The 20,111-nt window shown below is 45.9% G+C and carries 20 protein-coding genes; 16 read left to right on the top strand and 4 right to left on the bottom strand.

Going from position 1 to position 20,111, the window contains the following annotated elements; all coding sequences use genetic code 11:
* The first annotated feature begins 47 nt into the window (after positions 1-47).
* The 6 genes from ubiE to tatC all read left to right on the top strand — a co-directional run bounded on the left by ubiE (position 48) and on the right by tatC (position 4,633).
* On the top strand, positions 48-830 hold the full coding sequence (gene ubiE, locus ACUALS_RS14030) for a bifunctional demethylmenaquinone methyltransferase/2-methoxy-6-polyprenyl-1,4-benzoquinol methylase UbiE (RefSeq protein WP_038139823.1): 783 nt from the start codon (positions 48-50) through the stop codon (positions 828-830).
* An 11-nt stretch (positions 831-841) separates the two neighbouring features.
* Positions 842-1,447 (top strand): ubiquinone biosynthesis accessory factor UbiJ, encoded by a 606-nt coding sequence (locus tag ACUALS_RS14025; protein ID WP_038139821.1) that lies wholly within the window; start codon positions 842-844, stop codon positions 1,445-1,447.
* Positions 1,444-3,078, top strand: coding sequence for a ubiquinone biosynthesis regulatory protein kinase UbiB (gene ubiB / locus ACUALS_RS14020; RefSeq protein WP_454448553.1), 1,635 nt, complete (start codon positions 1,444-1,446; stop codon positions 3,076-3,078). Before ACUALS_RS14025 ends, ubiB begins: the two co-directional genes overlap by 4 nt.
* 48 nt (positions 3,079-3,126) lie before the next feature.
* A complete protein-coding gene (gene tatA, locus ACUALS_RS14015; RefSeq protein ID WP_005474461.1) occupies positions 3,127-3,381 on the top strand; it encodes a Sec-independent protein translocase subunit TatA in 255 nt (84 codons plus the stop codon).
* 3 nt (positions 3,382-3,384) lie between these two features.
* On the top strand, positions 3,385-3,816 hold the full coding sequence (gene tatB, locus ACUALS_RS14010) for a Sec-independent protein translocase protein TatB (RefSeq protein WP_005474370.1): 432 nt from the start codon (positions 3,385-3,387) through the stop codon (positions 3,814-3,816).
* A 64-nt stretch (positions 3,817-3,880) separates the two neighbouring features.
* The gene (gene tatC, locus ACUALS_RS14005) at positions 3,881-4,633 is read left to right on the top strand and encodes a twin-arginine translocase subunit TatC (protein WP_334475439.1); all 753 of its coding nucleotides are present in this window, start codon (positions 3,881-3,883) and stop codon (positions 4,631-4,633) included.
* A gap of 330 nt (positions 4,634-4,963) precedes the next feature.
* Here tatC and ACUALS_RS14000 read toward each other — a convergent pair whose 3' ends face one another.
* Positions 4,964-5,725 (bottom strand): TatD family hydrolase, encoded by a 762-nt coding sequence (locus ACUALS_RS14000; protein WP_334475440.1) that lies wholly within the window; start codon positions 5,723-5,725, stop codon positions 4,964-4,966.
* A 147-nt stretch (positions 5,726-5,872) separates the two neighbouring features.
* Here ACUALS_RS14000 and hemB point away from each other — a divergent pair, with 147 nt between their 5' ends.
* The 4 genes from hemB (at position 5,873) to ACUALS_RS13980 (ending at position 11,082) form a co-directional block, all read left to right on the top strand.
* Positions 5,873-6,922 carry a porphobilinogen synthase gene (gene hemB / locus ACUALS_RS13995; RefSeq protein ID WP_005474478.1) on the top strand — a complete coding sequence of 350 codons (1,050 nt, stop codon included), beginning with the start codon at positions 5,873-5,875 and terminating at the stop codon, positions 6,920-6,922.
* Between the two features lie 62 nt (positions 6,923-6,984).
* Entirely contained in the window at positions 6,985-7,440 is a 456-nt protein-coding gene (locus ACUALS_RS13990; RefSeq protein WP_038192489.1) for a GNAT family N-acetyltransferase, read from the top strand.
* Positions 7,441-8,045: 605 nt separating this feature from the next.
* Positions 8,046-10,841, top strand: a complete 2,796-nt coding sequence (polA, locus tag ACUALS_RS13985) for a DNA polymerase I (protein WP_454448552.1) — start codon at positions 8,046-8,048, stop codon at positions 10,839-10,841.
* 193 nt (positions 10,842-11,034) lie between these two features.
* On the top strand, positions 11,035-11,082 hold the full coding sequence (locus ACUALS_RS13980) for a hypothetical protein (protein ID WP_438356636.1): 48 nt from the start codon (positions 11,035-11,037) through the stop codon (positions 11,080-11,082).
* A 486-nt stretch (positions 11,083-11,568) separates the two neighbouring features.
* On the opposite strand, the gene yihA is transcribed toward ACUALS_RS13980, so the two are convergent.
* A complete protein-coding gene (gene yihA / locus ACUALS_RS13975; RefSeq protein WP_454448551.1) occupies positions 11,569-12,234 on the bottom strand; it encodes a ribosome biogenesis GTP-binding protein YihA/YsxC in 666 nt (221 codons plus the stop codon).
* Between the two features lie 148 nt (positions 12,235-12,382).
* Here yihA and ACUALS_RS13970 point away from each other — a divergent pair, with 148 nt between their 5' ends.
* The 5 genes from ACUALS_RS13970 to hemN all read left to right on the top strand — a co-directional run bounded on the left by ACUALS_RS13970 (position 12,383) and on the right by hemN (position 16,960).
* Positions 12,383-13,000, top strand: coding sequence for a c-type cytochrome (locus ACUALS_RS13970; protein ID WP_005474466.1), 618 nt, complete (start codon positions 12,383-12,385; stop codon positions 12,998-13,000).
* A 723-nt stretch (positions 13,001-13,723) separates the two neighbouring features.
* Positions 13,724-14,362: a class I SAM-dependent methyltransferase gene (locus ACUALS_RS13965; RefSeq protein WP_454448550.1), complete on the top strand. Its 639-nt coding sequence runs from the start codon at positions 13,724-13,726 to the stop codon at positions 14,360-14,362.
* Positions 14,362-14,904, top strand: a complete 543-nt coding sequence (gene yihI, locus ACUALS_RS13960) for a Der GTPase-activating protein YihI (RefSeq protein WP_454448549.1) — start codon at positions 14,362-14,364, stop codon at positions 14,902-14,904. The genes ACUALS_RS13965 and yihI overlap by 1 nt, the downstream gene beginning before the upstream one ends.
* A 7-nt stretch (positions 14,905-14,911) precedes the next feature.
* The gene (locus ACUALS_RS13955) at positions 14,912-15,400 is read left to right on the top strand and encodes a DUF2489 domain-containing protein (protein ID WP_005474481.1); all 489 of its coding nucleotides are present in this window, start codon (positions 14,912-14,914) and stop codon (positions 15,398-15,400) included.
* Positions 15,401-15,571: 171 nt separating this feature from the next.
* Positions 15,572-16,960, top strand: a complete 1,389-nt coding sequence (gene hemN, locus ACUALS_RS13950) for an oxygen-independent coproporphyrinogen III oxidase (RefSeq protein ID WP_038139808.1) — start codon at positions 15,572-15,574, stop codon at positions 16,958-16,960.
* 91 nt (positions 16,961-17,051) lie between these two features.
* On the opposite strand, the gene ilvY is transcribed toward hemN, so the two are convergent.
* Entirely contained in the window at positions 17,052-17,942 is an 891-nt protein-coding gene (gene ilvY / locus ACUALS_RS13945; RefSeq protein ID WP_454448548.1) for an HTH-type transcriptional activator IlvY, read from the bottom strand.
* Positions 17,943-18,086: 144 nt separating this feature from the next.
* On the opposite strand from ilvY, the gene ilvC reads away from it, so the two are divergent.
* Positions 18,087-19,571, top strand: a complete 1,485-nt coding sequence (ilvC, locus tag ACUALS_RS13940; protein WP_454448547.1) for a ketol-acid reductoisomerase — start codon at positions 18,087-18,089, stop codon at positions 19,569-19,571.
* Between the two features lie 287 nt (positions 19,572-19,858).
* Here the strand turns inward: ilvC and ubiK are convergent, their stop codons facing one another.
* The gene (ubiK, locus tag ACUALS_RS13935; RefSeq protein WP_038139805.1) at positions 19,859-20,110 is read right to left on the bottom strand and encodes a ubiquinone biosynthesis accessory factor UbiK; all 252 of its coding nucleotides are present in this window, start codon (positions 20,108-20,110) and stop codon (positions 19,859-19,861) included.
* Between the last annotated feature and the right edge of the window lies 1 nt (position 20,111).

The raw sequence follows: 20,111 nt of genomic DNA, 5'->3' as shown, positions 1-20,111 counted from the left end.
TGCTCAGGTCGTAATTAATAATCAGCATTGCTCGAAGAGGAATCATCATGACGGATACAAGCGTGCAATCAAACCCAGCGTTAGAATCGAGTGAAACTACCCACTTTGGTTTCACCACCGTGGCAAAAGAACAAAAAGTTGAAAAAGTAGCAGAAGTTTTTCACTCTGTTGCAGCTAAATACGACATCATGAATGATTTGATGTCGGGTGGTATTCATCGTCTTTGGAAGCGCTTTACCATCGATTGTAGTGGTGTGCGACCAGGCCACCGCGTCCTTGACCTTGGTGGCGGTACCGGTGATTTGACGGCTAAGTTTTCACGTATTGTCGGTGAGAAAGGCCATGTTATTTTGGCGGACATCAACAACTCTATGCTCAATGTTGGCCGCGATAAACTGCGCGACATTGGTGTTGTTGGTAACGTGCACTACGTACAAGCGAATGCGGAAGAGCTGCCGTTCCCAGATGACTATTTTGATGCGATTACCATCAGCTTCTGTTTACGTAACGTAACCGACAAAGACCAAGCGCTTCGTTCTATGTATCGCGTTCTTAAGCCTGGTGGTCGTCTATTGGTGCTTGAGTTTTCTAAACCCGTCTTAGAGCCGCTATCAAAAGTATACGATGCGTACTCATTCCACTTGCTACCTAAAATGGGAGAGTTGGTGGCCAATGATTCAGAAAGTTACCGTTACCTTGCTGAGTCGATCCGTATGCACCCAGATCAAGAAACGCTTAAAGGCATGATGAATGACGCTGGTTTCGATAACACCAGCTACTACAACTTGACGGGTGGTATCGTTGCGCTTCATCGCGGCTACAAGTTCTAAGGTCACGCACTATGCCATTTGAACCTCTCATTACGGCAGTGATAGAAACTTCACTGAATACCCTCATCAACGATGACCCAGAGCTGGGTCGTCGTCTTGGCCGCCTTAAAGGTCAAGTGATTCAAGTTCATCTCAAAGAAATCAACAAGACATTGACCTTTGTTTTTAGTCAGCAAATTGATGTCTTGGCCAACTATGAAGGTGAGCCTGACTGCTACCTTTCCTTAAATCTAGCGGTGCTTCCTGAACTGCGTGATCAATCCAACATCACCAAGCTCATCAAGCAAGACAAGTTAGTACTGGAAGGTGACATCCAACTGGCGCAAAAATTTGCTCAATTGATGACAGATTGCAAGCCAGACATCGAAGAGTGGCTGTCACGAGTAACGGGCGATGTCGTAGCACATACCTTGGTAAAAGGTGTCAGTGGTTTTGGTCAGATCGTGACGAGTCAAGCCGCTAAACATCAGCGTCATTTGGGGCAGGTTCTTACCGAAGAGTGGCGTATCGCGCCCGCGCCATTGGAAGTTGCCCACTTTTGCGATCAAGTGGATGACGTGAAAAGCCAAGCGGCAAAAGTTGAAGCTCGTTTGAATCAGCTGTTGGAGCGCGCATGACCACTGCAGAGTTAAAGCGCTTATACCGAATTATCAAGGTTCAACTAGAGTATGGTTTGGACGAACTCTTGCCAGACCATCAATTAATGAAGGCTCCACTACTGGCACGCAAAAGTCTCTTCTGGATTAAAAATCAGCATCCAGAAAAAGACCTTGGCGAGCGCCTGCGTTTAGCTTTGCAAGAGCTTGGCCCGGTATGGATCAAGTTTGGCCAGATGATGTCGACGCGTCGCGATCTCTTTCCTCCTCATATTGCCGACCCGCTCGCGTTGCTCCAAGACCAGGTGTCTCCGTTTGATGGCCAATTGGCTAAAGAGCAGATTGAGCTCGCACTCGGTGGTCCACTTGAGACTTGGTTTGATGATTTTGATATCGAGCCGCTTGCCTCAGCGTCGATCGCTCAAGTGCACACTGCGAAGCTCAAATCGACTAACCAAGAAGTGGTATTAAAAGTCATCCGGCCCGATATTCGCCCAGTCATTGATGCAGATCTAAAACTGATGTACCGCATGGCGCGTATAGTCGCCAAGGCGCTTCCTGAAGCACGTCGTTTAAAACCTGTTGAAGTGGTGCGCGAGTACGAAAAGACGCTGCTTGATGAATTGGACTTACGTCGTGAGGCTGCGAATGCGATTCAGTTGCGCCGAAATTTTGCTGGCAGTGAAGAATTGTATGTTCCAGAAGTTTTTACCGACTTCAGTAATAAAACTGTCATGGTTTCTGAGCGAATATACGGCATTCAGGTTTCCGACATAGAAGGCTTACACGCAAACGGCACCAATATGAAATTGTTGGCGGAGCGTGGTGTGAGTGTTTTCTTTACGCAGGTTTTTCGCGATAGCTTCTTTCACGCTGACATGCACCCAGGTAATGTCTTTGTTGAACCGCAGCATCCTGAAAACCCGCGTTGGATTGGCTTAGATTGCGGCATCGTTGGGACATTGAACAGTGAAGATAAACGCTACCTAGCAGAAAACTTCTTGGCGTTCTTTAACCGTGATTACCGCCGTGTGGCCGAGTTGCACGTTGAGTCCGGATGGGTTCCACGTGAAACCAACGTCGATGAGTTTGAGTTCGCGATTCGAATTGTTTGCGAACCGATCTTTGCCAAGCCGCTCTGTGAAATTTCGTTTGGTCACGTACTGCTGAACCTATTTAATACGGCGCGTCGCTTCAATATGGAAGTTCAGCCGCAGTTGGTTCTGCTGCAAAAGACCTTGCTCTATGTCGAAGGGTTAGGGCGTCAGCTATACCCACAGCTTGATTTATGGGAAACCGCTAAGCCATTTCTTGAAGAGTGGATGATGAATCAAGTCGGCCCGCAAGCGGTGATCAACGCGGTGAAAGATCGCGCTCCGTTCTGGGCAGAAAAACTTCCGGAGCTACCAGAATTGCTGTACGACAGTTTGCGCCAAGGTAAAATGATGAATCAGCGAATGGATCAGCTCTATCAAGGCTACCGTTCAAGCAAACGTCAGCAGGCAACAGGTAAATTTTTATTTGGTGTTGGTGCCACATTAGTCGTATGCTCGGCAATATTGGTCAACAGCACCTATGAGCAACTTTCTATGTTCAGCGCCCTAGGTGGTGTCACATTTTGGTTGCTTAGTTGGCGAGCTTACCGTCAATAGACGTTAAACTCTTGAAATAAATTTGTTTATAGACCCGAGGTAAAAAGAATGGGTGGTATTAGTATTTGGCAACTTCTGATTATTGCTGTCATCGTCGTTCTACTATTCGGTACTAAGAAGCTACGTGGTATTGGTGGCGATCTAGGTAGTGCAGTGAAAGGCTTCAAGAAAGCAATGAGCGAAGATGAGACAGCGAAGAAAGACGCTGACTTTGAGCCAAAAGCTGTCGATCAGCAAAAGAGCGTAGAACAGCAGAAAACAGAAGCGACTGCTGAAACTAAGAAAGACAAAGAGCAGGCGTAACACGTGTTTGATATCGGTTTTTGGGAACTGGTATTAATATCTGTCGTCGGGCTTGTGGTTCTAGGGCCTGAGCGTTTGCCTCATGCGATCCGCAGCGTGTCCAAATTTATTGGCGCAGCGAAAAACATGGCAAACAGCGTGAAGGATGAACTTTCTCATGAATTGAAAGTTCAAGAGCTGCAAGAAAATCTGCGCAAAGCTGAGCAAATGGGGATGGAAGATCTCTCTCCAGAGCTCAAATCTTCAGTTGAAGAGTTGAAGCAAGCTGCTCAAGATGTGCAACGCCCATATGCGAGCAAAAGCGACTCAGCAGAGCAAGCTGCTGAGACTTTGAACGAGAAACAAGACTCTGTTCAAAGTGCCAATGACTCAGCAGGTGCAGTCGAGAGCTTAACCACTCCAGACTCACCACAGGCAGATAAGAAAGCCGAATAGTCTCGCATTAGGAGGAGCTACTAACCAGTAGCTCCTTTTCGATCGTTTATAGTATGAGGTCTCCATGTCTTCTGTAGAGCAGACACAGCCTTTGATCAGCCATTTGTTGGAACTCCGTAATCGTCTGCTCCGTGCAATATTAGCGGTGCTGGTGGTGTTCATTGGACTGATTTATTTCGCAAATGATATCTATGAGTTTATCTCCGCACCTTTGGTAGAGCGTCTACCTGAAGGGGCAACCATGATTGCCACGGATGTCGCATCTCCCTTCTTTACACCCCTAAAGCTGACCTTAATCGCGTCAATTTTTGTCGCCGTGCCTTTTATCCTGTATCAAGTCTGGGCGTTTGTCGCTCCGGGTTTATACAAGCATGAGCGCCGATTGATCATGCCATTGATGTTCTCAAGCTCGTTGCTGTTTTATTGTGGGGTTGCCTTTGCCTACTTTGTGGTATTCCCGCTGGTATTTGGCTTCTTTACTGCGATTTCTCTCGGTGGCGTGGAATTTGCGACTGATATTTCGAGTTATCTCGACTTTGTATTGGCGCTGTTTTTGGCTTTTGGTATCGCTTTTGAAGTACCGGTTGCCATTATCCTGCTGTGTTGGACAGGGGCGACAACCCCGAAAAGTCTGAGTGAGAAACGTCCGTACATTATCGTCGGGGCGTTTATTGTCGGTATGATGCTGACACCACCGGATATGATCTCCCAGACACTGCTAGCAATACCTATGTGCTTGTTGTTTGAGGTCGGACTGTTTTTCGCCCGTTTTTATGTACGTAAAGATGAAACGGAAGAAGAGCAGCAGGACGTATAAAACTAGCTGTCATCTGAAACAAAAAAAGCTTGCCGAGTGGCAAGCTTTTTTGTTTTCTGACAGTAACGATACATCTCATACTATCGCAAGGAACTACTTAACCTTGATGATATGCCCACATTGGGAGCATAGGTAGATTTCTTTAATGCCTAGCAACTTTTGCCAAAATGTACGGTGCTGTCTTTGTAAGTAACTACTGTGGTTGCACATACAAGACGCCTTCTAATATTTGAGACGCAATACTAAACCAGTCGCATTTACTTTTAAAGGTTAAAGTGTGACTTACATCTCACTATAATGAGAAATTTAACGGATTCTAATTGTTGATTTTCACAATAAAAACAGTTGCTTAACATTTTTGCTGGTAACTGTTGTAACTTCATTGATAGAGCAACTACGTAGATCGGCGATTCTTTGTGCAACCAATGAAACATAAGCGGGTTCATTTCGTTTGCCACGGTGTGGAACTGGAGCCAAGTAAGGACAATCTGTTTCTAAAATCACGTAGTTCATGTCTAGATGTGGAATTACCTTGTCCATTCCACCATTTTTAAATGTGGATACGCCACCAAGCCCTAAGTGAAACCCGAGATCATTGATCGCTTTCGCCTCCTCAACGCTCCCACCAAAGCAGTGAAAGACGCCGGAAAGTGAGCCGTCTTGCTCTTTACGCAGCAAGGTAAGTGTTTCCTCAATCGAATCGCGAGTGTGGATGACGACTGGGAGCTTCTTCTCTTTTGCCCAGTTTAGCTGAGTAATAAATGCCATCTCTTGCTCAGCTTTATAGGTTTTGTCCCAATACAAATCGATACCGATCTCACCCACAGCAATAAAATTGTGTTTATCAAACCACGAGTGAATGACGTCCAAGGTTTGCTTAACGTTGCCATCAACATAGCAAGGGTGAAGCCCCATCATTGAGCGACACACCTTTGGGTAAGCGGCTTCGGTTTTCAGCATCGGTTCGATGGACTCTAAGTCGATGTTGGGCAGTAGAATTTTCTCAACCCCTTGCTCAAGTGCGCGGCGTACAACGTCATCGCGATCGTGGTCAAATTCACTGGCGTAGATATGGGCATGGGTATCGATCATGGTGATTCTCTTTGCTATTTCGAGAGGTCAGTATACGGCAGTGTGAGCTTTTGGTCATTTTCTGCATTTTTCTCGACTCGCTCTGGCGTCTCAAGTTTGGAGTGATATGATGCGAATCAAGCACTTTCACCATACAAGGAGAACAGAGTGTCAGTTTCTATTCAAGGTCAGTTCCCTGGCCGTCGTATGCGCCGTATGCGTAAGCATGACTTTAGCCGTCGCCTTATGGCGGAAAACCAATTATCGGTGAGTGATCTGATTTACCCTATGTTTATTTTGATGGGCAAAGATCGACGTGAAACTGTGGAGTCAATGCCGGGTGTCGAGCGTTTGTCTATCGACCTAATGCTGGAAGAAGCACAATACCTTGCGCAGCTGGGTGTGCCTGCAATTGCTCTGTTTCCTGTGGTAAACCAAGATGCGAAGAGCCTTTGTGCGGCGGAAGCATACAACCCTGAGGGCTTGGTTCAACGTGCAGTTCGTTCGCTGAAAGAGCATGTGCCTGAAATTGGAGTGATTACAGATATCGCGCTGGATCCATTTACCACACACGGCCAAGACGGCATCATTGATGAAGATGGCTACGTTCTAAATGATGAAACGACTAAGGTTCTGGTTAAACAAGCGCTGTCGCACGCTGAAGCTGGGGCCGATGTGGTTGCGCCTTCAGATATGATGGATGGTCGCATTGGTGCAATCCGTGAAGCACTCGAGAACGCAGGCCATATCAATACCCAAATCATGGCTTACTCAGCGAAGTATGCCTCTTGTTACTACGGTCCTTTCCGTGATGCGGTCGGCAGTGCTAGTAACCTAAAAGGTGGTAACAAGAAGAACTACCAAATGGATCCTGCGAACAGCGACGAAGCGATCCACGAAGTGGCGATGGATATCAATGAAGGCGCGGATATGGTCATGGTCAAGCCGGGCATGCCATACCTAGATGTGGTTCGCCGCGTCAAATCAGAGTTGCAAGTGCCGACGTTTGCTTATCAAGTATCCGGTGAGTACGCGATGCATAAAGCCGCGTTTGCTAATGGCTGGTTAAAAGAGCGCGATACCGTGATGGAATCTCTGCTTTGCTTTAAGCGAGCGGGCGCAGACGGGATCTTAACCTACTTTGCCAAAGACGTCGCAGAGTGGCTAGCTGAAGAAAATGCACAAGCTGCAACGTTTTTGAAAAACGAGCAAGAATAAACACCGATCATGGATTTCAAAGGCTGGCAATTGTCAGCCTTTTTTAGTTTTGGAGGGGCATCGTGACCATTATCTATCGTGAGGGTACGCTGGAAGAGTGCGTACAAGTGGTGGAACAGATCACCGAGTTTGTACACAAAGAAACCGTTGAAAGTTTATCTGCGCGACTTCGTGATAAGCCGCGGTTTTTAGTCCAAGTGGCCGAAGAGGGTGAGCAGTTACTCGGATTTAAGATTGGCTATCAATTGGACAGCCAAACATTCTACAGTTGGTTTGGTGGTGTCTCATCACTTGCTCGAAATAAGGGAGTCGCACAGCGGCTCCTTGAAATACAGGAAGACTGGGTGGCAGAGCAGGGCTATCAATATCTTAAGGTAAAGTCTCGTAATCAGTTTCCTTCAATGCTGAGACTGTTGATCAAAAATGGTTACCTGATAGAAAACTATGAAGCAAGAGAGCCACTGCTAGAGAGTCGCATTCACTTTGTAAAAGTACTCAGAACCAGTCATAAAAATTAAATGAGATTTTTTCTCATTTAGGTGTTGACGACTCAAATGAGAATGGTTATTATTTATCTCGTCTTAGGGAATGAGAGAAGTTCACAAGGACGTTGAGTTACCAGATTCAAATTGGAGACGGTGATGACACTGAACTTAATCGAACTTGCACGAGTTCTTTTTGACACGACATTGCTCACATTGCTTCCAGTGTAATTTATAGCTTTATGGCAAAGCACTTTATTCACCTAATTTCGCTTTGACCCCTTTTTGCTAGGCGACATCATACGATGTCGCTTTTTTTATGCCTGTCATTCAGAGTGAACAAAAGGACACCAGCAGCCTTTTCCACAGTTAAGGATCGTAATTCGATCGATCTCTAGATGATCGATCGAATAATAAATCTTTAAATTACAAATACTTAGTCTTGAATTTCATGGGGCGAAAGCGTTTTTCATATCTTGTGGATAAATAATATAAACAGAGTTATCCACAAGCAAGTCATTCCATTGGCAAAAGAATCGACAAATGTGTGAATGGGCTCGAGAGAGTTAAAATGGATTCACCGCGACAGTCATGGCATCCTAGGCAGATCTTTCTGCATTTTCTTTGGATACGTAAAGACTATGGCTAATATTCCTGATAACCCATTGATTCTGATCGATGGATCTTCCTACTTATATCGTGCGTTTCATGCTTACCCAGAAACCATGAGCAACGGAGATATTCCGACAAACGCCGTTTATGGTGTAGTGAATATGCTGCGTAGCATGATGCGTCAATTCTCTTCAGATCGAATGGCAGTGGTCTTTGATGCGAAAGGCAAAACCTTCCGCGATGATATGTATCCAGAGTACAAAGCCAATCGACCACCAATGCCAGATGATCTTCGCTGCCAAATTGAGCCGCTGCACAATGTGATTCGCGCAATGGGCTTGCCACTTATCTGTGTGCCAGGTGTAGAAGCCGACGACGTGATCGGCACGTTAGCGTATCAGGCGTCGCAAGCGGGTATGCCTGTTTTGATCAGTACGGGTGATAAGGACATGGCACAGCTCGTGGATGACAACGTTACCTTGATCAACACCATGACCAATGTTGTGATGGATCGTGACGGAGTGGTAGAAAAATTTGGCATTCCACCAGAATTGATCATCGACTACCTCGCGTTGATGGGGGATAAGGTCGATAACATTCCTGGCGTTCCGGGGGTGGGTGATAAAACCGCGAAAGCGCTCCTTCAAGGTATTGGTAGTCTCGAAAAACTGTATGAGAACCTTGATGATATCGCGCCACTTGGTTTCCGTGGTTCAAAGACCATGGCGAAAAAACTGGTTGATAACAAAGACAACGCCATGCTGTCTTATGAGTTGGCAACCATCAAACTGGACGTGGAACTCGCAGAAACGCCAGAATCATTGCTAAAAAATGAGCCGAATAAAGATGAGCTGATTAAGCTTTACGGCCAGCTTGTGTTTAAGTCATGGCTGAACGAGCTGCTTGATGGTGGTTCGGGCGTTGTAGAAGCCGATGAAAAATCTGGTGCTCCTGCCTCTTCAGCTAAGAGTACTAGTACGGTTGAGATGGATACTTCCGCTGTTACCATTGATCGCAGCCAGTACGAAACCATCCTAGATGAAGCCACATTTAACACTTGGCTTGAGAAGTTAAAAGCCGCCGATGTCTTTGCATTTGATACCGAGACAGACAGCCTAGACTACATGGTTGCTAATCTGGTTGGTCTGTCGTTTGCAACAGAAGAAGGTGTTGCCGCCTATGTACCGGTCGCTCATGACTATCTAGATGCGCCACAGCAACTTGATCGTGATTGGGTATTGGCACTGCTGAAACCTATCTTGGAAGATGATACCCAAGCGAAAGTTGGTCAAAACTTAAAGTATGACGCAAGCGTGTTGGCACGTTATGGCATTGAAATGAAGGGCATCAAGCATGACACCATGCTCGCTTCCTACGTTTACAATAGTGTCGGTGGTAAGCATGACATGGACAGCTTAGCCCTGCGCTTCCTTCAGCACAGTTGCATCTCGTTTGAACAAATCGCGGGGAAAGGAAAGAAACAGCTCACATTCAACCAAATTGAACTTGATCAAGCCTCACCGTATGCGGCGGAAGATGCGGACGTAACATTACGCTTGCACAACCGCCTTATGGCAAATATCGAAAAAGATGAGCAGTTGAAAGCGATTTATGGAGAGATAGAAGTGCCGCTTGTCCCAGTGCTATCACGCATTGAGCGCACTGGTGTCTTGATCGACGATATGAAGCTCGCGGCTCAGTCGCAAGAGATTGCACAACGCCTAGACGAACTCGAGCAGAAAGCGTATGAAATTGCCGAGCAAGAGTTCAACATGAATTCACCTAAGCAACTGCAAGCACTTCTGTTCGAGAAAATGGGTCTGCCTGTTATTAAGAAAACGCCATCAGGCACGCCTTCAACCAATGAAGAAGTGCTGCAAGAGTTGGCGTTGGACTACCCATTACCAAAACTGATCCTTGAATATCGTGGTTTAGCCAAACTGAAATCGACTTACACCGATAAGTTGCCGAAGATGATTAACCCAGAGACGGGGCGAGTGCACACCTCTTATCATCAAGCAGTGACAGCGACAGGGCGTTTATCTTCGACCGATCCAAACTTGCAGAATATTCCAATTCGAAATGATGAAGGTCGTCGTATCCGCCAAGCATTTATTGCACCGCATGGTTACAAGATCATGGCGGTCGACTATTCACAGATTGAACTTCGTATTATGGCGCACCTGTCGGGTGATAAAGCGCTGTTGGATGCTTTCCAACAAGGCAAAGATATCCACGCTGCGACGGCGGCAGAAATTATGGGAACAACCATCGACCAAGTCAGCTCAGAGCAGCGTCGCCGAGCGAAAGCAGTCAACTTTGGTCTTATCTACGGTATGAGTGCGTTTGGTCTCGCAAAACAGTTAGGGATTCCTCGCGGTGAAGCTCAGGACTACATGAACACCTACTTTGAACGCTACCCTGGTGTCATGCAGTACATGGAAGACACTCGCAGTGCCGCAGCTGAGCAAGGTTACGTAGAAACGATATTTGGTCGCCGTTTACACCTTCCTGAAATCAAGTCTCGCAATGGGATGCGCCGAAAAGCGGCAGAGCGTGCCGCGATCAACGCACCGATGCAAGGCACTGCTGCTGATATCATCAAAAAAGCGATGCTGCTTGTCGATGAGTGGATTCAGGCAGAAGGTGATGGTCGCGTTAAACTACTGATGCAAGTACACGATGAATTGGTATTTGAAGTTCAGGAGTCAGCTTTGACCGAAATTGAAAGTAAAGTACAACAATTGATGGAGTCTGCAGCGACACTCGATGTACCGTTAGTGGCTGAAGCGGGTCATGGTGACAACTGGGATCAGGCGCACTAGACACAAAATAGGCTAAATTGGACAAATAACATGAGCCAGCGCACAAACGCTGGCTTTTTTTTATCAATAAATAAGTAAGGGTAAGTTTGGCCTAAATGTTATTTAACAAAATTTTCATGAAAAAAACTTACAAAAATTGTTTTCATTTCTGACCAAATGTTGTACATTAATCGGCGTAGGGTACAGAGGTAAGATGTTCTATCTTTCAGACCTTTTGTTTCACGTTATTGGATTAGGCTGATTCAGCCGCCCCAGTCAGCTTTTGACTGGGGCGTTTTTTATTGTGGCAAAGAAAAAGTCAGCTCATGCGAGTAAAACGTCACAACCTGCATTAAAAACGCCCATATCCACTCAGTTTATGTCGTCCAAATGCCACTCAGCTTAGACTCCTCTGTCTGTAATTTTCACAACGTTTGTAAATAAATACCAATCACACTTTGGTTATTTTTGTTAGGAAACTAACGGGTGGTTTGATGTGCCAGATTTCGCTGTAGGCTATCTAAGTCATTATAAAACAATAACTTGTTTTCTTGTGGGGGAAGGGATTGCTTCGAAATCCTCACTAAAACCAGAATTGCATTGTCGACAGGTATCGATGATTATCAGCACACAATAATTATTACCTATCTATATTCTCTCCCGTTGCCCCGCCCAAAGGCGGGGTTTTTTATGCCCATAACAAAAAGCCCCGCCAAGGTGGCAGGGCTTCAAGTGCTATTTTGTCAGGCTAGTTGTGTTGATTATCCTGATTCTCTTCGTCGATGATGTCATCTGTGATTGCATCCGCCAATGCGGGCGCAAACCACTCATCAAGTTTGTTTCGTAGTGTGTCAACACCAATCCCTTTGAGTGAAGAAAACGCTGCAACGCTTACGTCACCGCCAAACCCAACGGCATCCTTCTTAATCTTCAACACTTGTGCTTTGCGTGCACCGCTCTTGAGCTTGTCTGCTTTGGTCAGCAGAACTTGTACAGGAATGCCGCTGTCTACCGCCCAGAAGATAAGCTGTTGGTCGAGGTCTTTCATCGGGTGACGGATATCCATCAACACCACGAGACCTTTCAAGCTTTGGCGTTTTTGTAGGTATTCACCCAGTGACTTTTGCCATTTTTTCTTCATTTCTAATGGCACTTGAGCAAAGCCGTAACCCGGTAAGTCGACGATGTGGCAGCCGTCGGTCACCTTAAAAAGGTTAATTAATTGTGTACGGCCAGGTGTTTTACTGGTTTTTGCCAGGCTACGCTGATTGGTCAATCGGTTTAGGGAGCTGGATTTGCCCGCATTGGAGCGACCTGCAAACGCAACTTCGATACCTTCATCGGCTGGCAAGGCGCGGATATCCGGCGCACTCGTGATGAAATGCGTGTTTTGATAATGAATTTTTACGCTCACTGTTAACTCCATCTCGACTTTGTGTAGTCGATTGATTACTTTTTTGTGAAATTGTGTAAAATAACCGTGCTCGGCATAAGGTCGCCTATTGTATCACGACTGGCAACAGCAAGTGGTACTGGAAGCTTGATAATTATAATGGAATGTCATGAAGAAATTAGCGCTAATCTTGAGTCTTTTAGCCAGCTGCTCTGTATGGGCCCAAGGCAGTATTGAAGCTGGTAAAGCAAAATCCCAAACCTGTGTTGCCTGCCATGGTGCTGATGGCAACAGTCAACTCGCTATGTACCCTAAACTTGCAGGTCAGCATGCTAAATATATTGAAAAGCAGCTGAAAGAATTCAAGTTGGGTATGACTAGCAATGGAAAGCAAGGTCGTATGGATCCTGTGATGAGTGGTATGGCAATGCCGCTATCAGAGCAAGATATGAAAGACCTAGCGGCTTACTACGCGTCGCTTCCGATCTCACACAACACAACACCAGAAAATGTTGTCGATGCGGGTAAAGCACTTTACACCGCGGGTGATGCTGAGCGTGGTCTAACAGCGTGTATTGCTTGTCATGGTCCTCGTGGTAACGGCACAGAGCTTTCTGGCTTCCCTAAGATTTCTGGCCAGCATGCTGACTACATTAAAGCTCAGTTAGAGAAGTTCCGTGATGGCTCTCGCAACAACGATATGAACGCCATGATGCGTGATATTGCGAAGAAGCTGACGGACGAAGATATCGATACTCTTTCTAAATACGTTGGCGGCCTGCACTAAGCCCTATCATTTGTTCGAGCGCAAAGTTGTATTGAAAAAGCCCAGAGATTGTCTCTGGGCTTTTTCGTGTGACAGAGCTCACTTCTTAGTTTGTGCCTTGTCACTGCTTGTTTCTCAGTGCTGTGTGAGATATTTGCCATACTTGCGTCCATTAATATCCACCCATTAAAAATAAGTGATTGAAAATTATGGGGTAATGGAAGGGGTTAAAAATTATCTCGATTTATTTCTCCCAGCTGATTGCGCAGAGAGAGGAAAGCGGTAGAGTGTATTCATCGGCAGGGAGCTGAGTAAGGATTTCAGACCAGGAGGTCTCCAAGGACGCAAGCTAGGATTGCTTGGTTGATCAGCAGGATGCAGGGTAGGTAGGAAGCCTACTGGATAGGGATGGTCAATTTGTCTAATGGTTTAAGACAGTGAAACGGATCAGGTTAAGGACTAACCCAGGTAGCAGGAAGTAAAAGGAAAGCCAAAACTCACCAGGATGGTGGCAAACAACATTTTTGGCAGGGAAAGCACCAAAAACAAACGGAATATTGGTGTACTGAAATCAGTACCACACAGTTTGGCCGCAAGGCATTTAGAAAGCGATAGTTAACCCTATCGCTTTTTTTATCTCTTAATTTCAATGAATCGATGATTATTTGCACAATAGTGCTCCACTCTAACGCCAGTTTCTGGTATGTTTCGCATCCCGTTTGAGGATGAGTCAACGCAGACGCTATGCATAATTGCCCCCTTTGCCAAAGCCCAGAGACTAAGCGCTATTTTCAAGATAAGCGCCGAGAATATCTTCAGTGCTTGCAATGTGAACTGGTGTTCGTTAATCCAGCCCAGCGTTTGGATGAAGAACAAGAAAAAGTGCACTATGATATGCATGAAAACAACCCACAAGATGAAGGCTACCGACGCTTTTTATCTCGGGTTGCAGACCCCATATTAGAGCGTATTGAACCTAACTCTCACGGGATCGATTTTGGCTGTGGCCCTGGCCCAACATTATCTTTAATGTTGGAAGAGCAAGGACACACCATGAGTCTTTACGACATTTACTATCACCCAGATAAATCGGTGCTAGCAGAGTCGTATGATTTTATGACTGCTACCGAAGTGATCGAGCACCTCTATACGCCGAACTTGGTGTGGCAGCAATGGTTAAATTTGGTTAAGCCTGGTGGCTGGATTGGTCTTATGACCAAAATGGTCATTGATGTTGAAGCATTTGCCTCTTGGCATTACAAAAACGATCTGACCCATGTGGTGTTTTTCAGTCGTAAAACGTTTCAATATTTGGCAGAGCGGGATCAGCTCGAGCTTGAATTTATTGGTAATGATGTAATTTTACTGAGGAAAGCCCAGTAATGAGCCGTAGTAAAAAAGTAAGATCTGGCGGTAATGGCGACGTTGTTGTCGTTCGTAATCGCACTCAATCAGATGTTGAAGGACGTCTGCGTAAAAAAGATAAAAAGCGCAAAGGCCTAAAAACAGGTGGCCGTAACTCTGAAGCTAAAGCAAATAAGCAACAGACAGCAGGGCAGAAGCGTGATCCGCGTTTAGGCAGCAAAAAGAAAATTCCACTTGTGGTTGAGCCGCAGAAGAAACAAAGCAAAGCGGATCGTCGTTTAAGCGCAGAGCAAGAGCTTGCAATGCTAGAAAACGATGCGCAGCTTAATGTGTTGCTAGACCGTATTGAAGAAGGTGAAAGCCTAGGTTCAGGTCTACAGAAGTACGTAGATGAGAAACTGGCGCGCATTGAAGTTCTGATGAAGCAACTTGGCATCTACGATGAAGATGAGTCAGAGCAAGAAGAGCACACCGAGCAAACGTCGAGTCGTGAACTAGGGTCTGATGAAGACCTACTTTCACAGTTTGAAGACTTGGATCTAGACCAATTTAAAGGATAAGTAAGCGATGAATGTAACCTTATTAGCCATTGCAGGTGGAGCGATTATCCTCGGCTTAGCCTCATATGCAGGTTACCTTCTGCTCCAGCTTAAGAAGCAAAAGGAGTTGCAACTGCAGCACCAAAAGCTAGCCATTGAAAAGCGAAACGCGAACATCTTTGAAAGTGTTCACGTGCTTTGTTTGGCGGGTATTCAAGGCCAATGTGATTTGTCGGAAATCAGTATTCGCCTGTACAACATCATGGATTACGTTCAAGGTGACGATAGAGTCGATTTTGACGCCGAGTATCCAGCGACATCCGAACTGTTCCATATCGTAAAAGATATGGCTCGTGGTGAAGAACGCCAGAACTTGGTTAAGAAAGAGCGCATGAAACAAAACCTTGAACGCCATAAAGCCGAAACGCGTCTACAAGATGCGATCATTGAAGAGCTCAAGCGACTGCAGAAAAAGGTTCAACCTCTCAACAACCAGATCAACATCCAAATGATCTAGGTCGATGCAACTATCACTCGATCGCTTACACTTAGTGGGTAGTGATCGAGTTATCAATTCTGAGTATTGCTACTCAAAAAGCAGCCAGCCTTTCCGCCAGTTTCACTGAGGTGTGGCAAAATAGCCTGCTAATTATAAGTTAAGCATTACAGCCCAAACGGAAAAACCAACATGTCGCAGCCTGTCGTCGCAAGCCAACAAATTGTCTGGGATCAAGCCATACTGGATAAGTACAACTACTCTGGTCCTCGCTATACCTCTTACCCAACAGCACTCGAGTTTCATGAAGCCTTTACGGTTTCGGACTACGACATGGCTTGTACACAGTACCCTGAGCGTCCGCTTTCGCTGTACATTCACATTCCGTTTTGTCACAAGCTTTGCTACTACTGCGGCTGTAATAAAGTGATTACGCGCCACGCCCACAAAGCGGATGAGTATCTTGACGTGTTGGAACTTGAGATCCGCACTCGAGCGGCTTTGCTTCAAGAGCGTAAAGTTACTCAACTGCACTTTGGTGGTGGTACGCCAACTTTCTTAACCAAAGCGCAAATTAGTCGTCTGATGGCCATTCTTCGTGGAGAGTTCTGCTTCGAAGGCGATGCTGAAATCAGCATTGAGGTAGACCCACGTGAAATCGAGTTGGACATGCTTGATCACCTGCGCGGCGAAGGGTTTAACCGCTTGAGCATTGGTGTACAAGACTTCAATAAAGAAGTACAAAAACTGGTCAACCGTGAACAAGATGAAGCGTTCATTTTTGCTATGGTTGCCCGCGCGAAAGAGCTGGGTTTTCGTTCAACCAATCTCGATTTAATCTACGGATTGCCAAAGCAAACCAAAGACTCCTTTGCCGAGACGCTAAAACAAGTGCTAGAGATGCAGCCGGGTCGATTGTCCGTGTTTAACTACGCTCACATGCCCCAATTGTTTGCGGCGCAGCGTAAGATTAAAGATGAAGACCTGCCAGTCGCCGAAGAGAAGATGGCGATTCTACAAGATACTATCGCAACCCTTACCGATGCTGGCTACCAGTTTATCGGCATGGATCACTTTGCTCAGCCGGATGATGAGCTGGCAGTGGCTCAGCGTGAAGGGGTGCTTCATCGCAATTTCCAAGGTTACACGACTCAAGGTGAAGCCGATCTTGTTGGGTTCGGTGTCTCTGCGATTTCAATGATTGGTGATGCTTACGCCCAGAACCAAAAAGAGCTGAAAAAGTACTACGCGCAAGTGAGTGACCAGCGCCATGCATTATGGAAAGGGGTCGCACTGGATAGTGATGACTTACTGCGTCGTGAGGTGATTAAACAGCTTATTTGTAACTTTAAACTCGACAAAACGGCGATAGAGTCGGAGTTTGACGTGACATTTAACGACTACTTTAAAGAAGACTTAGAGCTGCTTCAGACATTTATCAACGATGAGTTGGTTGAAGTCGATGGTAAAGAAATTCGCGTGACATTGCGTGGCCGTTTGCTGATTCGTAACATCTGTATGTGTTTCGATAAGTATTTAAGAGCGAAGGCGCGTCAGCAGCAGTTTTCTCGCGTTATCTAAATTTTCTTCGTATTTGAAAAATACAAAAGTTTGAAGCCACCGTGTTTTCTATATCTGAAAAAGCGGTGGCTTTGTTGCATCTGATGCAAGGCTAGAGGGCGATGTATGTATTCTGCGCCATATCCCACAGCGCCTTGACGAGTGGGTTGTCTAATTGCGAACGCTTACAACATACGCCTAACCTAAATGGCTTGATGGAGGCGACTTTTAGCCGCTGAATCTTCTCTTTGACAGGGCTGTTGTTAATCACCACATCGGGAGCTATGCCCACGCCACAGCCCAATGCCACCATACTCGCGATTGCTTCATGTCCTGAGACTTGAGCGTAAATGTTGGGTTTGATCTTCATTGCTTTAAACCAAGTGTTGGCACGCTCTCTGGCCGTGCCTGACTCAGGAACAATAAAAGGGATCACTGACCAATCTGGGCTCTCTTTTTGCAGTTCTTGGGCGAAATTGCTCACACCAACCGGGGCGATAACCGAAAGTGGAATTTCGCTGATGGTTTCGAACTCGATTCGTGCAGGGAGTTGTTCAGGTTTTGCTGAGATTGCGATATCCGCTTCGTCTGCCAGAACTTTCTCTATGGCTTGAGCAGGGTCGCCAGTCGACAGTTTAAATTCAATGAAAGGGTGCTGGAGGCGAAACTCAGACAGCAGCTCTGGAAGGTGGCTATAACTGGCGGTCACCGAGCAAAACAAGCGGATCTCACCTTTTAATTCCTCTTCATGGCCATTCAACTGAGCATTGTAATTCTGCCATTCGCTAACAATGTTGAGTGCCACGGGCAGCAGCTTCTTGGCGGCCGGAGTAAGCTCAACACTGCGGTTGTCGCGCACAAACAAGATTTGATTAGTGTCGCTTTCGAGCTTTTGTATTTGTCTACTGAGCGCTGATGGGCTGATATGCATCGCTGAAGCGGTTTTCGCAAAACTCTTACTATCACACAGATGAATGAACAGCTGCAGACATTTAATGTTCATAAATTGGTTACATCCTTGTTGCATTTATTGCAATTACTAATTGTGAATATATCACTTTAAGCAACAAAGTTCCTGAATTAGTATGAACGCATTCGGTAAGAAAACGACCGACCTCAATGGAAAAATTCTTTAAGGAGTGCCCAGATGGCTAACTATTTCAATACTTTAAACCTACGCGAGCAACTAGACCAATTAGGTCGTTGTCGTTTCATGGACCGCAGCGAATTCGCAACTGAAGCGGATTACCTAAAAGGTAAGAAAGTCGTAATTGTTGGTTGTGGTGCTCAAGGCCTGAACCAAGGTCTAAACATGCGTGATTCTGGCCTAAACGTAGCGTACGCACTACGTCAGGCGGCGATTGACGAGCAACGTCAGTCTTACAAGAACGCAAAAGAAAACGGTTTTGAAGTCGGTAGCTACGAAACACTAATCCCTGAAGCAGACCTAGTGATCAACCTAACGCCAGACAAGCAGCACACTAACGTTGTAGAAACGGTAATGCCGCTAATGAAAGAAGGCGCTGCACTAGGTTACTCACACGGCTTCAACGTGGTTGAAGAAGGCATGCAAATCCGTAAAGACCTAACGGTTGTCATGGTTGCACCTAAGTGTCCTGGTACTGAAGTACGTGAAGAGTACAAGCGTGGTTTCGGCGTTCCAACACTCATCGCTGTTCACCCAGAGAACGATCCAAAAGGTGAAGGTTGGGATATCGCCAAAGCATGGGCGGCAGGTACAGGTGGTCACCGCGCGGGCTGTCTAGAATCATCATTCGTTGCAGAAGTGAAATCTGACCTAATGGGTGAGCAAACTATTCTATGTGGCATGCTACAAGCTGGTTCTATCGTTTCTTACGAGAAGATGGTTGCTGACGGCATCGACCCAAGTTACGCAGGTAAACTGCTACAGTACGGTTGGGAAACCATCACTGAAGCGCTGAAATTCGGTGGTATCACGCACATGATGGACCGTCTATCTAACCCTGCGAAAATCAAAGCATTTGAGCTTTCTGAAGAGCTAAAAGAGCTAATGCGTCCGCTTTACAACAAGCACATGGATGACATCATCACGGGTGAATTCTCTCGCACTATGATGGCTGACTGGGCAAACGATGATGCAAACCTACTAGGCTGGCGTGCAGAGACTGGCGAAACAGCATTCGAAAACTACCCAGCAGGCGACGTTGAAATCTCGGAGCAAGAGTACTTCGACAACGGTATCTTGATGGTTGCAATGGTTCGCGCTGGTGTTGAACTAGCATTCGAAGCGATGACAGCATCAGGCATCATCGATGAGTCAGCGTACTACGAATCACTACACGAGCTACCACTAATCGCAAACACAGTAGCACGTAAGCGTCTATACGAAATGAACGTCGTAATCTCAGACACAGCAGAATACGGTAACTACCTATTCGCTAACGTAGCAACGCCGCTACTACGTGAGAAGTTCATGCCTTCAGTAGGTACAGACGTAATCGGTAAAGGTCTAGGCGAAACATCTAACCAAGTTGATAACGCAACGCTAATCGCAGTAAACGATACTATCCGTAACCACCCAGTTGAGTACATCGGTGAAGAGCTACGTGGTTACATGACGGATATGAAGAACATCGCGGTAGGCGGCTAATTACTTGCCTTAAGGTCCCATTTCGGTGTCGAAGGTGCTCATTTACTATCGTAAACTCCGCGCCTTCTCCTAGAAATGAAACCTTAATTCTTCGTAATTCACTAACCTAGGTTAGTAAAGAACTCCAGGCAGACTGGGGTGATAAATACAAAATAAAACACAACATCTAATTAAAAGGCTTGGTCTCCGTTGACCAAGCCTTTTTGTTTTTCTGTTTTGGTCGATGTGTTGGGAATAAAAAAAGCTCACCATGAAGGGTGAGCTTTGAACATCAATACATGAAGCAGTTACTTGTCAGCCAGTTTTTCTTCTAGGTCAGCCAGTTTCTTTTCCATTTCCGTCAGCTTTTGACGAGTGCGTAGCAAGACTTGAGTTTGCACATCGAACTCTTCGCGGCTGACAACATCGAGTTTGTTTAGTTGGCCTTGGATAACTTGGCGAACTTTTTGGTCGACGTCCGCACCAAGCTCTTTAACTGGCGTTGGCATCGACTCATGAATCTGTTTAGCAATCTGCTCTAGTTTCTTTGGGTCAAACATG

It is taken from the genome of Vibrio sp. NH-7 (assembly GCF_053643215.1).
The sequence above is the reverse complement of the archived record's forward strand: the minus strand, read 5'-3'. Positions and strand labels throughout refer to the sequence as shown.